The sequence below is a fragment of the Limosilactobacillus avium genome, assembly GCF_947381485.1.
GTDB classification, from domain to species: domain Bacteria; phylum Bacillota; class Bacilli; order Lactobacillales; family Lactobacillaceae; genus Limosilactobacillus; species Limosilactobacillus avium.
The window spans coordinates 16,407-30,736 of record NZ_CANCWN010000025.1; the positions used below are offsets into that span (position 1 = coordinate 16,407).

General features: G+C 52.2%; 12 protein-coding genes and 1 other RNA gene. All 13 read left to right on the forward strand.

The window, feature by feature from the left end; all coding sequences use genetic code 11:
• Positions 1 to 374, forward strand: an RNA gene (gene rnpB / locus QOS01_RS08015) — RNase P RNA component class B.
• A gap of 249 nt (positions 375 to 623) precedes the next feature.
• Positions 624 to 1,154: a bifunctional pyr operon transcriptional regulator/uracil phosphoribosyltransferase PyrR gene (gene pyrR / locus QOS01_RS08020; RefSeq protein WP_283621884.1), complete on the forward strand. Its 531-nt coding sequence runs from the start codon at positions 624 to 626 to the stop codon at positions 1,152 to 1,154.
• 119 nt (positions 1,155 to 1,273) lie between these two features.
• Positions 1,274 to 2,224, forward strand: coding sequence for an aspartate carbamoyltransferase catalytic subunit (locus tag QOS01_RS08025; RefSeq protein ID WP_283621885.1), 951 nt, complete (start codon positions 1,274 to 1,276; stop codon positions 2,222 to 2,224).
• Entirely contained in the window at positions 2,225 to 3,511 is a 1,287-nt protein-coding gene (locus tag QOS01_RS08030; protein WP_283621886.1) for a dihydroorotase, read from the forward strand.
• 2 nt (positions 3,512 to 3,513) lie between these two features.
• Positions 3,514 to 4,602, forward strand: coding sequence for a glutamine-hydrolyzing carbamoyl-phosphate synthase small subunit (gene carA, locus QOS01_RS08035; RefSeq protein ID WP_283621887.1), 1,089 nt, complete (start codon positions 3,514 to 3,516; stop codon positions 4,600 to 4,602).
• Positions 4,595 to 7,777 (forward strand): carbamoyl-phosphate synthase large subunit, encoded by a 3,183-nt coding sequence (gene carB / locus QOS01_RS08040; RefSeq protein WP_283621888.1) that lies wholly within the window; start codon positions 4,595 to 4,597, stop codon positions 7,775 to 7,777. The genes carA and carB overlap by 8 nt, the downstream gene beginning before the upstream one ends.
• A 96-nt stretch (positions 7,778 to 7,873) precedes the next feature.
• On the forward strand, positions 7,874 to 8,239 hold the full coding sequence (locus QOS01_RS08045; RefSeq protein WP_283621889.1) for a hypothetical protein: 366 nt from the start codon (positions 7,874 to 7,876) through the stop codon (positions 8,237 to 8,239).
• Positions 8,240 to 8,249: 10 nt separating this feature from the next.
• Positions 8,250 to 9,068, forward strand: a complete 819-nt coding sequence (locus QOS01_RS08050; protein ID WP_283621890.1) for an aldo/keto reductase — start codon at positions 8,250 to 8,252, stop codon at positions 9,066 to 9,068.
• Positions 9,069 to 9,126: 58 nt separating this feature from the next.
• A complete protein-coding gene (locus QOS01_RS08055) occupies positions 9,127 to 10,260 on the forward strand; it encodes a THUMP domain-containing class I SAM-dependent RNA methyltransferase (protein ID WP_283621891.1) in 1,134 nt (377 codons plus the stop codon).
• A gap of 137 nt (positions 10,261 to 10,397) precedes the next feature.
• Positions 10,398 to 10,652, forward strand: a complete 255-nt coding sequence (locus tag QOS01_RS08060) for a type II toxin-antitoxin system Phd/YefM family antitoxin (protein WP_283621892.1) — start codon at positions 10,398 to 10,400, stop codon at positions 10,650 to 10,652.
• Positions 10,646 to 10,912, forward strand: coding sequence for a Txe/YoeB family addiction module toxin (locus QOS01_RS08065; RefSeq protein ID WP_408612488.1), 267 nt, complete (start codon positions 10,646 to 10,648; stop codon positions 10,910 to 10,912). The genes QOS01_RS08060 and QOS01_RS08065 overlap by 7 nt, the downstream gene beginning before the upstream one ends.
• Positions 10,913 to 11,140: 228 nt before the next feature.
• Entirely contained in the window at positions 11,141 to 13,906 is a 2,766-nt protein-coding gene (locus tag QOS01_RS08070; RefSeq protein ID WP_283621894.1) for a TOTE conflict system archaeo-eukaryotic primase domain-containing protein, read from the forward strand.
• Positions 13,907 to 13,968: 62 nt separating this feature from the next.
• Positions 13,969 to 14,268: a helix-turn-helix transcriptional regulator gene (locus QOS01_RS08075; RefSeq protein ID WP_283621895.1), complete on the forward strand. Its 300-nt coding sequence runs from the start codon at positions 13,969 to 13,971 to the stop codon at positions 14,266 to 14,268.
• Positions 14,269 to 14,330: the final 62 nt, after the last annotated feature.

The window sequence follows — 14,330 nt, forward strand, 5'->3', positions numbered from 1 at the left end:
AGCTTTGGGTAATTGAGCACAGCAATTGTTGTGTTAGGAAGGTCCATGCTCGCACAGGCTGCGATGCCTGTAGTGTTTGTGCTCGCTGAAAAAATAAGGCGGGGCACCGGCTTGTCCGGTGACGGCGGAAGAAACGGCTACGGTTCTACTATGTCCGAGTATTCCTGAAAAGTGCCACAGTGACGATACAATAGGGGAAACCTTATTGGTGGAACGCGGTAAACCCCTCAAGCGGTAAACCCAAACTACGGTAGGGGAGCTTTGGATAGCAAATTGAAGCGATTCCAGGGGAGAGTTTTTACTCTGAGATAGATGATTACCTCGGTCTAGCCATTGCCTGGTGGTTAGGCTACGACAAAACATGGCCTACAGATGCTTGCAAACAGGTGCCCGGTTTCGCCGGGCTTTTTTTGTTTTAAATTTTCTGAACGTCCTTGACATTTTTCACAAAGCTGGTATCTTTATAATCAATCAATGTCCTTTAAGTTAGTCCCGTGAGGCTAGTAAGGTTCGGCTATAATAACGAGAGTACCAGGATTAGGTCCTGGTATCAGTGAACCCCTAGACGACACGGTTGCGTCTAGGGGCTTTTCTTTTGGGGCATGATCAAAAGAGGTGTAATGATGGATAAGCAGATTATTGACGCGATGGCAATGAAGCGGGCCCTGACCCGGATCACTTACGAAATCATTGAGCGGAATAAGGGCTTTGACGACCTGATCCTGATTGGCATCAAGACTCGCGGCGAGTTCCTCGCCCGGCGGATTGCGGACCAGATGGCCAAGCTCGAAGGTGCCCAGATTCCGGTCGTCCCGCTTGACGTGACCGGCTACCGGGACGACCTGCAAAATGACCAGGTCGAAAAGGAGAGTAAGGTCACGACCAAGCTGCCGGTCGATATCGATGACAAGCAGGTTGTCTTAGTCGACGACGTCTTCTTCACCGGGCGGACGGTCCGGGCAGCGATGGATGCCCTGATGGACCAGGGCCGGCCGCAAAGCATCCGGGTGGCGGTGTTAATTGACCGCGGTCACCGGGAGATGCCGATTCGTCCGGACTTCGTTGGTAAGAACGTCCCGACGGCCAGCCAGGAAAAGGTCAAGGTCAACATGACCGAGGTTGACGACCAGGATAACGTTGAACTAATTAAATAAGTAACCATTAATTTTGCTCCAGTGAGGGCAGCATGGTTATTTCTCCTTAGTACCAGTGGGAGAATACCAGACTGCCCGGAGCAAATGCCCCAGGCTTTTTTATTAAGGAGAATTAAATCATGACTGAATTTGTTAAGTTACCACACTTTGTGAGCGTTGAAAAGTTAAGCGTTGACCAGATCAACACCCTGATTACGCGGGCAGAATACTTCAAGAACGGCGGCGCAACTCCCCAGCTGACGGCACCGGTATACGTCACCAACATGTTCTTTGAAAACTCGACCCGGACTCACACCAGCTTTGCGATGGCCGAAAAGAAGCTCGGCCTGACTGAGATCCCGTTTGACGCCGCCCACAGCTCAATGAGCAAGGGGGAGACCCTCTATGACACCTGCCTGGTGATGAATGCCCTGGGCGTTAACCTGTCCGTCATCCGGGCAACCCAAAATGCCTACTATGAACCACTGATCAACCACCGCAAGGACCAACACCTTGACCTCGGGATTGTCAACGCCGGAGACGGGAGCGGTCAGCACCCATCACAAAGTCTCCTGGACATGATGACCATCCACGAACACTTCGGTAGCTTCAAGGGCCTGAAGATTGCGATTGTCGGTGACATCACCAACTCCCGGGTGGCCCGGTCGAACATGGAAATTTTGACCCGGTTGGGTGCGGTGGTCTACTTCTCCGGCCCGGACTACTGGTACGACCATGCCTTTGACAAGTACGGCAAGTTCTGTCCTTTGGATGACCTGGTCGACAAGGTTGATGTCATGATGCTCCTCCGGGTTCAGCACGAACGCCACGCCGGGGATGCCAACGAAAGCAAGTTCGATGCGGCTAAGTACCACGAGAAGTACGGGATCAACCATGACCGTTACAACCGCCTGAAGGACCAGTGCCTGATCATGCACCCGGGCCCAATCAACCACGACGTTGAGCTGGCCGGCGACCTGGTTGAGGCACCAAAATGTGCCTTCTTCAAGCAGATGCAAAACGGGGTCTTCATGCGGATGGCAATGTTGGAAGCCGTTGTTCGCGGTCGTCACTTGGGAGGTCTGGAATAAATGAAAACTTTAATTCAAAACGGGACGGTCTACACGAACGGCCAGCTGATTCACGCCGACGTGTTGGTTGACGACCAGACCATTGAAGCGATTGGCAACCTGCCGGACATGGCCGATGAGGTCGGGCATATCATCAACGCGGGTGGTAAGCTCGTTGCTCCCGGCCTGGTCGATGTTCACGTCCACTACCGCGACCCCGGTCAGACCCAGAAGGAAACGATCAAGACCGGGACGGCCGCCGCTGCTCACGGTGGCTTTACCACGGTGGGCGCCATGCCCAATGTGGACCCAACACCGGATACTCCTGAACGGGTGGCCCACATGGTCAAGCGCAACCAGGAGGAAGGCCTGGTCCACATCGCCCAGTTTGCGACCATCACGACGGGCCGCCAGGGGGACCAACTAGTCGACTTCGCCGGTGTTAAGCAGGCCGGCGCCTTCGCCGTCTCCAACGACGGGAGCGGGGTCCAAACCGCCGGTACCATGTACAAGGCCATGGAAGGGGCTGCCAAGGCGGGCTTACCACTGGCCGCCCACGTAGAGGACAACTCACTCCTCTTTGGCGGGGTCGTCAACGCCAGCCAGCGGGCTAAGGAACTGGGACTGCCGGGGGCACCAAGCGTCTCCGAGTCTGCCCAGGTCGCCCGTGACCTCGTTCTGGCCAACGCCACGGGGGTCCACTACCACATCTGCCACGTTTCAACCAAGGAAAGCATTGAAATGGTCCGCTTTGCCAAGCAGCAGGGCGTCAACGTGACCTGTGAAGCCACGCCCCACCACCTTCTGCTGGCGGATAAGGACATCCCGGCGGGCAACACCAACTACAAGATGAACCCACCGCTGCGCCATGAGGAAGACCGGCAGGCCCTGATTGCTGGCCTGCTCGACGGGACGGTCGACATGATTGCCACGGACCACGCGCCCCACACGGTGGCCGACAAGCCGAGTGACTTTACCAAGTCGGCAAACGGAATTACGGGAAGCGAGACGGCCTTCTGTGAGCTCTACACCAAGCTGGTCAAGACCGGGATCTGCAGTTTGCACCAGCTCTTGGACTGGATGACCGCCAAGCCGGCCGACCTCTTCGGCCTTGAGAATGCCGGACACCTGGAACCCGGGAAGCCCGCTGACATTGCAATCTTTGACCTTGACCACGAATTTAAAATTAAAGAAGAAGACTACCAGTCCAAGGGAATCAACAACCCCTTCACCGGCGACCGGGTTTATGGTGAAACCGTTCTGACAATGGTTGACGGTAAAGTAGTTTACGAACGAAAGGAAGATTAATGATGGAACGCTACCTTGTATTAGAAGACGGCAGCGTCTACGCTGGCGAGGCGTTTGGCGCCGACCGCTCGACACTTGGTGAAGTGGTCTTTACGACGGGGATGACCGGCTACCAAGAGGCAATTACCGACCAGTCCTACGCTAACCAGATCCTGGTGTTCACCAACCCGCTGATTGGGAACTACGGGATCAACCTGGATGATTACGAATCGCTCCAGCCCCAGATCAAGGGCGTGATTTGCCACCAGGTCGCCCGGCGCGCCACTAACTGGCGGATGCAGGACACCCTGCCTAATTTCTTGACCCAGCGCCAAATCCCTGGCATCCAGGGAATCGATACCCGGGAGCTGGTCCGCAAGCTCCGCCAACACGGGACACTGCGCGGGGCAATCGTTGACAATGTCGCTGACCTGGAAGACCTCCTGAAAAAGATCTGGGACGCCCACCCAACGGCCGGGATCATCAGCCAGGTTTCGACCAAGTCGCCATACCCGAACCCGGGAACCAAGCGGAACATCGTGGTCATCGACTTCGGAATCAAGCACAGTATCCTGCGGGAGCTGGCAGAACGGGAGTGCAACGTTATTGTCCTCCCGTACACCGCCACGGCGGAGGAAATCCTGAACTTAAAGCCCGACGGCATCCTGCTTTCCAACGGTCCTGGTGACCCTGAGGAAATGACTGATGCGGCCAAGATGGTGGCCGAGGTGGAAAAGCACCTGCCGCTGTTTGGCATCTGCATGGGGCACCAAGTCTTCGCCCTGGCTAACGGCGCCAAGACCTACAAGATGAAGTTTGGTCACCGGGGCTTCAACCACCCGGTTAGAAACATTGCGACTGGCGAGATTGACTTCACCTCCCAGAACCACGGTTACGCGGTGGATCCCAAGTCGATTGACCAGGACAAGCTGCTGGTGACCCACGTGGAAGTTAACGACGGCACCGTCGAAGGGCTCCGCCACAAACAGTACCCGGCCTTCTCCGTCCAGTTCCACCCGGACGCGGCGCCGGGCCCCCACGATGCGGATGGCTTATTTGATGACTTTATTAGCATGGTAGACCAACAAAGGAGTGCACGAACGAATGCCTAAACGGACAGATATTCACAAGATTTTAGTAATCGGGTCTGGACCAATTATCATCGGTCAGGCGGCTGAGTTTGATTATTCCGGAACCCAGGCCTGCTTGGCGCTGCGGGAAGAGGGCTACGAGACCGTCCTCGTCAACTCCAACCCGGCGACAATCATGACGGACAACGAGATTGCCGACCACGTTTACATCGAACCCCTGACGGTGGAATCGGTCTCCCGGATCATCCGGAAGGAGTACCCCGACGCCATCCTGCCGACACTGGGTGGACAGATCGGCCTAAACCTGGCAGTTGCCCTTTCCAAGACCGGCCTGCTGGATGAGCTGGGAATTGAACTGCTGGGAACCAAGCTGGACTCCATCGACGAGGCCGAGGACCGGGAGAAGTTCAAGGAACTGATGCAGCGGCTCCACGAACCGGTCCCGGCTTCCCAAACCGTGGAGACGGTGGACGGCGCGCTGGAGTTTGCCCACCAGATTGGCTACCCGGTCATCGTCCGGCCCGCCTTCACCATGGGTGGTACCGGTGGGGGGATGTGCCACAACGATGAGGAACTGAAGGCCATCGCTGCCAACGGGTTGGACCTCTCACCAGCTACCCAGTGCCTGATTGAAAAGTCAATCGCCGGTTACAAGGAAATCGAGTTCGAGGTGATGCGCGACGCCAGTGACAATGCGATGGTGGTCTGCTGCATGGAAAACTTCGACCCGGTCGGTATCCACACCGGGGACTCAATCGTCTTTGCCCCGAGTCAGACCCTTTCCGACCGGGAGTACCAAATGCTCCGGGACTGTGCACTGAAGTTGATTCGGGCCCTCAAGATTGAAGGGGGCTGCAACGTTCAATTGGCCCTGGACCCGAATTCCTACCACTACGACGTGATTGAAGTGAACCCGCGGGTCTCCCGTTCTTCGGCCCTAGCCTCGAAGGCCACCGGTTACCCGATTGCCAAGATGGCGGCCAAGATTGCCGTCGGCCTGACTCTGGACGAGATCAAGAACCCGGTCACGGGGACCACCTACGCGGAGTTTGAGCCGGCCCTCGACTACGTGGTCTGCAAGATCCCCCGCTGGCCATTTGACAAGTTCACCCGGGCGGACCGCCGCCTAGGTAGTCAGATGAAGGCCACTGGGGAAGTCATGGCCATCGGCCGGACCGCCGAGGAAGCCCTGCAAAAGGCCGTCCGGTCCCTGGAGATTGACCAGAAGGATCTCTTCTCGGAACCCGCTCACCAGGCCACGGACACGGCCCTGGAGGACAAGCTAGTCCACGCTGAAGACGACCGCCTCTTCTACATTGCGGAGGCCTTCCGGCGCGGCTACACGATTGAGGACGTCCACGAACTGACCAAGATCAACGACTACTTCTTAGACATCGTCCTCCACCTGGTCCAGCTTGAGAAGCAGATTCAGGATAACCCAGCCGACCTGGCGATCCTCCGCCTGGCCAAGAAGTACGGCTTCAGTGACCAGACAATTGCCAAGCTCTGGAAGACGACCGCGGATAAGGTCCGAGCAACCCGGAAGGACAACGGGATCATCCCGGTTTACAAGATGGTCGATACCTGTGCCGCCGAATTTGACTCCGCCACCCCGTACTTCTACAGTACCTACGACCGGGAAAACGAGAGCCAGCGGACCGGTAAGAAGTCCGTCCTGGTAATCGGTTCGGGTCCAATCCGGATCGGTCAAGGGGTTGAGTTCGACTACGCCACCGTCCACTGTGTCAAGGCCCTCCAGGCAATGGGCTACGAGGCCATTGTCATGAACTCCAACCCGGAGACCGTGTCAACCGACTTCTCCGTCTCCGACAAGCTCTACTTCGAACCGCTGACGCTGGAAGACGTGATGAACGTGGTTGATTTGGAACAGCCAACGGGCGTGATTGTCCAGTTCGGTGGGCAGACGGCCATCAACCTGGCAGCGGGCCTGAACAAGAACGGGGTCCAAATTCTTGGAACCAGCGTTAAGGACCTCGACGCCGCCGAAGACCGGCGAATCTTTGATGAAATCATCAAGCAGCTGGAACTTAAGCAACCAGTTGGTTTGACCGCCACAACCCACCAGGGGGTTATCGACGCGGCCCAGAAGATAGGCTACCCAGTTCTGGTCCGGCCTAGCTACGTCCTCGGTGGGAAGGCAATGGAAATTGTCTACAACGAAGACGAGCTTCGTCAATACCTGAAGGAAAATGCCGACGTGGCCGCTGACCACCCAATCCTGATTGATGCCTACCTGGAAGGGCGGGAATGTGAGGTCGACGCCATCTGTGACGGGACCGATGTCCTCCTGCCGGGGATCATGGAACACATCGAGCACGCCGGGGTCCACTCGGGAGACTCGATGGCGGTTTACCCACCACAGAGCTTTGATGACGACATCAAGGGCCAGATTGTTTCCGCCACTAAGAAGCTGGCGATTGCCTTGAAGTGCAAGGGAATCATGAATATCCAGTTCATCATTCACCACCATCAGGCCTACGTCTTGGAAGTTAACCCGCGGGCTAGCCGGACCGTGCCGTTCCTCTCCAAGATCACGGGGATCGAGATGGCCCAGGTTGCGACCCGGGTAATCCTGGGCGAGAGCCTGAAGGAGCAGGGCTACCACGACGGCCTCTACCCAGAGAGCAAGATGATCCACGTCAAGGCGCCAGTATTCAGCTTCAATAAGCTGGACGACGTTGACGCCTACCTGGGCCCTGAGATGAAGTCAACGGGTGAGGTCATGGGGAGCGACCAGACCTTCGCTAAGGCCCTCTACAAGGCATTTGCCGGGGCCAAGATGAAGCTGCCGGACAACGGGAGCGTCCTGTTGACCATCGAGGATAATGACAAGCAGACCATCCTGCCACTGGCCAAGCGCTTTGCCCTGATTGGCTACCGCCTTCTGGCCACCAAGGGAACGGCGGACTTCCTGAAGGACAACGGTCTCCATGTCGAGACGGTCGGTAAGATTGGTGAGGATGACGGTGATAAAAACATCATCCGGGTCATCAAGGATAACAAGGTTGACCTAGTAATCAACACGATGGGTCACGACTACGCCAAGAACTCCGATGGCTTTATCATTCGCCAGACGGCAATTGAACACAATATTCCACTGCTGACGGCGCTGGATACGGTTGGAGCCCTCCTCCGGGCATTGGAGAACCGTTCCTTCTCCGCAACGGCATTATAATTATAGATACGGGTTGACCCGCGGACGTGTTCCGCAGGGCAGCCCGTTTTCTATTAGGAGGAGAATGTGGTAAATTGAACTAAAAGGTGTGATTATATGAAACTCAAAGTAACGGACCAGGCGGCCACTTGGTTGCGAGACCACCTTCACCTGCAGGCCGGTGATCGTGTGGCCCTGGTGGCTGAGAAGACCGCCAACGGGGTGGACGTCAAGCTCCAGCGGCCAGAAGAACCTGGCCAGCCGGTCACCCAGGTGGTTAAGGACGGGGTGACCTACTACGTTGACTTTAGTGACGAGTGGTACTTCTCCGGTAAGGTGACCACCGTTGACTACGCCGCCAACAAGGGAATCGTCTTCCACTTTAAGGCAGAGGACGCGAACTTGAAGATTGTGAAGGGAAACGTGGTTAAGGCGGACAGCACGACCGCGGCTTCCCGGGCCTTTGAAGATTTTTGGGAATAGGATGGTAATAATGAAGGAAGTTGAACTTAATAACGGGATCATCATGCCCGCAGTCGGGTACGGAACCTACCAGACGGCACCGGAAGAGACGACGAAGAATGTCCTCCAGGCCCTGCGGACGGGGTACCGCCTGATTGACACGGCCCAGTATTATGGCAACGAGGCCGAGGTCGGTGAGGCCTTGACCGAGAGTGGACTGGCCCGGGACCAGGTCTTTGTCACCACCAAGGTGCAGACCAGTGGTTATGCGGCCACCAAAGCGGGCTTGGACGAGTCACTGCGGCGGTTTAACCACGACTACTTCGACCTGGTGATTATCCACTGGCCAACCGGAAACGACGCGGAGACCTACCGGGCACTGGAGGATGCCTACCAGGACGGCAAGGTGCGGGCAATTGGCCTCAGTAATTTCAACGCGCCCCAGGTCCAGGCAATCATCGATGGGGCAACCGTGGCCCCGGCGATTGACCAGATTGAGACCCACCTGCTTTGGCAGCAGAAGCGGATGCACGCTTTTCTGACGAGCAGGGGGATGGTCCACGAGTCCTATGCACCACTGGGTGAGAACCAGCCTGGTTTCTTGGACCAACCGGTTTTGCGGAAGGTGGCGGCGCGCTACCACAAGACGCCGGCCCAGGTAACCCTGCGCTTTTTAAACCAGGAAGGGGTCGTAGTGATTCCCAAGACACTGAACCCAAAGCACATGGCCGAGAATCTGGAAATCTTTGACTTTACATTGGATCCGGATGACGTGCGGGTGCTGGAGGGCCTGGATAAGCGGCAGGCAATTGATGGCTGGCCGACGGCAATGCAGGAGGACCAGTATTAGCATTCTCGGCGCGCATCGGGTAGAATAGGGATATCATTTAATTACGAGGAGAATTATTTTGCAGAAGTATCAACTAATGGCGACCGCGGCATCCGGTATCGAGGCCCTGGTCGGCAAGGAACTGCGTAATTTAGGCTACGACACGAAGGTGGAGAACGGCCGGGTTCGCTTCACTGGTGACATGAAGGATATCTTGACCGCAAACTTGTGGCTGCGGACGGCGGACCGGGTAAAGATCATTGTCGGTGAGTTTGCGGCCCGGACCTTTGACGAGCTCTTTGAGGGAACGGAGGCACTGCCCTGGGAGGAATTTCTCCCGGTCGATGCTGAGTTCCCGGTCGAGGGGCGGAGTCACCATTCCCAACTGCATAACGTGCCCAGTGTCCAGGCCATCGTGAAGAAGGCGATTGTTCAGCGGCTGAGTAAGGTTTACCACCGGCGGACGCGTTTGCCGGAAACGGGGAACCTGTACCCACTTGAAGTGGCAATTAATAAGGACCAGGTGATGCTGACGCTGGATACGACCGGGGAAAGCCTCTTTAAGCGGGGCTACCGGAAGAACAAGGGGGGCGCACCGCTGAAGGAAAATATGGCGGCGGCCCTGGTGATGCTGGCACACTGGTTCCCGGATAATCCCTTTGTTGACCCGGTTTGTGGGTCGGGGACGATTCCGATTGAGGCCGCTTTGATGGGACATAATATTGCCCCGGGGATGAACAGGGCCTTTTCCTGTGAGCAGTGGGTCAACTTGACCCCGGCCGGCTTGTCGGATGAGGTCCGCGATGAGGCCGATGACCAGGCGGACTATGATGTCGAGCTCGATATTCACGGTTACGATATCGACCAGAACATGGTGGAGATTGCCCAAGAGAACTGCCGGGCAGCGGGATTGACCCACGACATTACCTTTAAGCAGCTGGCGGTCAAGGACTGGCAGACGGATAAGATCAACGGGGTCATTGTTGCGAACCCACCGTACGGGGAACGGCTGAGTGACCACGCCGCCGTTCATGAGCTCTACCGGCAGATGGGGGAGATCTACCGGCCGTTGACAACCTGGAGTAAGTACATTCTGACTGCTGACCTGGAGTTTGAAAAGTACTACGGTGCTAAGGCAACCAAGCGGCGGAAGCTGTACAACGGTGCGTTGCGGACCGACTTATTCCAGTTCTGGGGGAAGAAAATTCGTTAAATTAAATAGGCCACTTACCTGGGGATGTTCCGGGTAAGTGGCCTATTTAATTTGCTATAGTATATTTTGCCAGTTGTACATTATCAGGTACATTTAGTATAATTAATGTACATCAAAACGTACATGGAGGAATAAAAATGGACAATATTGTAACCCCAACCGAGGGAAGAAAAGAATTCTTCAAGATTATTAAAGAAGTCAACGCTGATAAAAAGCCAGTAATTATTAAGCCGACTAAGAATGGGGAAAAGGGTGCCGTAATGATTGGTGAGGATGACTGGAACGCCATCCGTGAAACACTTTTTCTTATCAATCAAGGTGTTGATAAACAAATCAGGGACCGAAAAGATGACGAAGATGAAGATTTTGACAAAGTATGGAATGAATTATGAGTTATGCAATAAGATCTAAAAAGGGAGCAAGACGTGACTTTAAGAAGATAAAGGGAACGTATTTAGAAAAAAACTTTCTTGGGATTATTGAACAGCTAAGGGATAATCCCTATAAAGAAAATCAGAGCTTTGAAAAATTAGTTCCACCAATCAAGGGCTTCTATTCAAGGAGAATTAATGTTCAGCACAGGGTCGTATATAAAATTAACGAAGAAACCAAGGAAGTAATCATTTATTCCGCTTGGGGACACTACGAATAGGAACATTTGATGCTATGCCCAGCTAAGTGAATATTCAACTGTAAGAAAAAGCTGACAGTTTAACGCTTAAGTAATCCATTATTTTTTTCCAGTCTATAATATAACAAATATAATCTGATTACTGTTACCAGCAATTGAATTGTCTTCTTTAGCATTAGTGCACTTTTTAGTGTCACCATTTCATATTTTTATTATAATGGCGAAAACGCTTTCATGGGGATGAGTAGGATGAAGCCAAATCATAGATATCGTCTTCGCAATGGTGATCAAGTTGTAATTAAAGAACAGCTATCTCATTATCAAACTCAACAGATTGATTATTTAATTAACGATCAAAATGGACAGAATTATATTATTAGCCAGCACGAATTTCAGAGGCTATTAGTAAGGCAACGAACTACGTCGGAGAAGCTTGCCCTGTATTCACAATATTTCAGTGGGCGGTCAGACGTTTATGCGCAGAAATGGAGCAATGGAAAAGGATATAGCCCGGCGTTAAAAAATTGGTGGGCGTTTTACCAAACTCGTCATGATAAGGATGCTCAGAATCATCTAACTAAGGAGTACGCTCCTTATACAAACCAAGTAATTTATGACCAGATTACTTCCAATGATCAGTACCACCATTATGGGATTTATCCACTACTTGATGATGATTGCACAAGACTCCTCGTCTTCGATTTTGATAAGCATGGCTCACCAGTGAATCCTACGCGGATAACCCAGGCGGTTTTAGACACTTGTAGAAAGTACCATGTTAGCTGTTTGCCAGAGGTGTCTTCCTCGGGTAATAGCTACCATGTCTGGTTTTTCTTTAGTCAACCGATAAAGGCACAACTGGCACGTAGTTTTGGTAAACTGATTTTAATCGAAACGATGCTAACTAGTGATGATGTTGACATTACGTGTTTTGACCGGATGGTGCCGGGACAAGATCGTCTCCCTAAAAAGGGATTTGGTAACCTTATTGCGCTACCGTTGAAATGGTCGGAAGTCCAGAGTCAGCGTTCGACCTTTGTTGATGAGAGATTGCAGCCACTGCCGCCAGATCAACTATTTGACCGCCTAGCAAATACTAAACGTTATTCAGCCGAAGAATTGATGGAATTGATCAACATGATTGTTAAAGATATGCAGTTGCTGCCTGGTCAAAATAGAATCCCTAACTTGAGCGATGTTGTTGACTATCCTGCTAGTATAAGCGGTTATATAGCTGGTGAGATTTTCATCGAACGGCAAAAATTGACGCGGCGAGAACAGTTAAGTTTACTAGGCCTGGCAACCTTCAACAGTCCTGAATTCATCAAGAAGCAGCGAATGCGGGCACCGGTTTGGAATGTACCGTCAACATTAACCGCTGGCAGAATTGATGGTAGCTACATTCGTTTACCACGGGGAGTTTTTGCCGACCTTCAAGAACACTGTATTTGTCATCTACGTAAACAATTTAGTGACCCGCCTAAACTGAAAGTAAGCTTTAAGGGAGAACTACGAACGGAACAATCAGTAGCAGTGCGAAAGATTGGTCAGCATCACTTGGGGATGATTTGTGCTCATACCGGCTTCGGGAAGACGGTGGTCGGCTGTGCACTAATCGCTGAGCGGTCTGCGCGAACTCTGATTATCGTACCAACCACGAACATTGCCAAACAATGGCAAGAAGCGGGGATGAATTTTCTGGTGATTAACGATTCGCCATTTGCTGAACGAACCAAACATGGTCGCTTGGTACGAAAAAGGAAGGTTGAGGTAATCACGGGAGCCCGAAACCATCCCTCTAAATTAGTTGATGTTGTCAATATCCGAAAATTAACTAGGATGAATCCGGCCGAAAGAACCGCGCTGTTCCAGGACTATGAACAAGTAATCGTTGATGAATGTCACCATATTTCGGCAACAACCTTTGAAAAAGTGCTGGTCGAAGCCAATGTTCATTACATTGTTGGCCTGACCGCTACGCCGGAGCGAAATGATGGTTTGGAACAGTTTATGCACTATCGGTGTGGGCCGATCTACTATCAAGGAAGTGAAGAGGAAGACTACCTGATTCATCGTTACCTATATCCGCGCTACACCAATTTTGGTGAAGAAGAAACGGCGGACGAGGCGGAAAATTACCCACAAAGGATTAATCATTTAGCAGAAAATGCTGAACGGAACCAACTAATTGCGAATGATGTAAAGCACGTCTTGGCAGAGAAACGACATGTCTTGTTACTAAGCGAACGGGTCAAGCATTTAAAAGAATTGCGAAAATTGCTTTTGCGGTTCGTCAATCGGGAGCAACTCTGCCTAGTTACTGGTAGTGGCAATAGTGAGATAACAATTAAAAACCAGCGGGCGGCTTACATCATTCTTTCCACTAGTAAATACGTTGGTGAGGGCTTTGACATGTCTAGCCTTGATACACTCTTTCTTACCATGCCATTTTCGTGGCGGGGTAACACTAAACAGTACTTGGGGCGGCTAGAACGAGGCTTAGCCGATAAAGATGAGTTACGGGTGTATGACTATGTCGATTTGGCAGATGATACTTTTGCCAAAATGTATCAAAAGCGGATGCGTGTTTATCGTAAACTAGGTTATGAGTTTGTGAAAAGTAAGAAGTGGAATCGTTACGATTCGGCCTATTACACAAGTCGTGATTACATGGCTGTCTGGCGACATGACCTTGAACAATCGACGGTGGTCTATATGCGGTTAAAGCACTTGACGGCACAACAAGTATCCTTACTAAATGAATTAGCACAGGATGGCAAAAAGGTTTATTTGGAAACGGTGGAAGAACAGCCGACACTGGTAGGTCAGATCAGCGTACGACAAAGGAGAGTAGGCACTAACCTCTGTATTTTTGATTACCGAACCTGTTGGTATGGCGATCTAAACTTTGGCGGTAAATCCTACCCGAATGCTTCCGGAATCAGGTTAGTGAGCCAGCGGATGGCGAAGAAGTCCATCAAAGGCTATGATAAAAGTGGCTGCTTATCAACGTAAAAAGTAAAATTGTGACTGTCCAAATTATTAGTATTAAAGATAATCATTAAGGAACTGAGAATATGTTACATCGTGAAAATAAAATAAGACAGTATCATACTAGCTTAGCTGCGGATTTAATAAAAGAAGTAATGGATCACTATGATATTACTCAAGATGATTTAGCTTCTCGGATTGGCGTTAGTCAAGAGTATATTTCAGATATTCTTAATCGCAGATGTTTCCTGGATGAGCTCTTAGTACTGCGGATCGAAAAGGTGATGGGGATTTCTGGGAAGCTTTTACTTTCCTTAGATTTAAATTATAGGTTACGAGTTGCTAAGCAGAAGTCAGAGACCAACAATAAGGTAAGCACACCATAACGACACGTATTGAAAAAGGCGGTCGTGATCCTCAAGCTTGGATCACGATCGCCCTACTTATT

Excerpts from the sequence above, each read along its gene's own strand:
- carA (WP_283621887.1), top strand. The coding sequence starts at position 3,514 with ATGGAACGCTACCTTGTATTAGAAGACGGCAGCGTCTACGCTGGCGAG.
- QOS01_RS08030 (WP_283621886.1), top strand. The coding sequence starts at position 2,225 with ATGAAAACTTTAATTCAAAACGGGACGGTCTACACGAACGGCCAGCTG.
- carB (WP_283621888.1), top strand. The coding sequence starts at position 4,595 with ATGCCTAAACGGACAGATATTCACAAGATTTTAGTAATCGGGTCTGGA.
- QOS01_RS08045 (WP_283621889.1), top strand. The coding sequence starts at position 7,874 with ATGAAACTCAAAGTAACGGACCAGGCGGCCACTTGGTTGCGAGACCAC.
- QOS01_RS08025 (WP_283621885.1), top strand. The coding sequence starts at position 1,274 with ATGACTGAATTTGTTAAGTTACCACACTTTGTGAGCGTTGAAAAGTTA.
- QOS01_RS08070 (WP_283621894.1), top strand. The coding sequence starts at position 11,141 with ATGAAGCCAAATCATAGATATCGTCTTCGCAATGGTGATCAAGTTGTA.
- pyrR (WP_283621884.1), top strand. The coding sequence starts at position 624 with ATGGATAAGCAGATTATTGACGCGATGGCAATGAAGCGGGCCCTGACC.
- QOS01_RS08060 (WP_283621892.1), top strand. The coding sequence starts at position 10,398 with ATGGACAATATTGTAACCCCAACCGAGGGAAGAAAAGAATTCTTCAAG.
- QOS01_RS08075 (WP_283621895.1), top strand. The coding sequence starts at position 13,969 with ATGTTACATCGTGAAAATAAAATAAGACAGTATCATACTAGCTTAGCT.
- QOS01_RS08050 (WP_283621890.1), top strand. The coding sequence starts at position 8,250 with ATGAAGGAAGTTGAACTTAATAACGGGATCATCATGCCCGCAGTCGGG.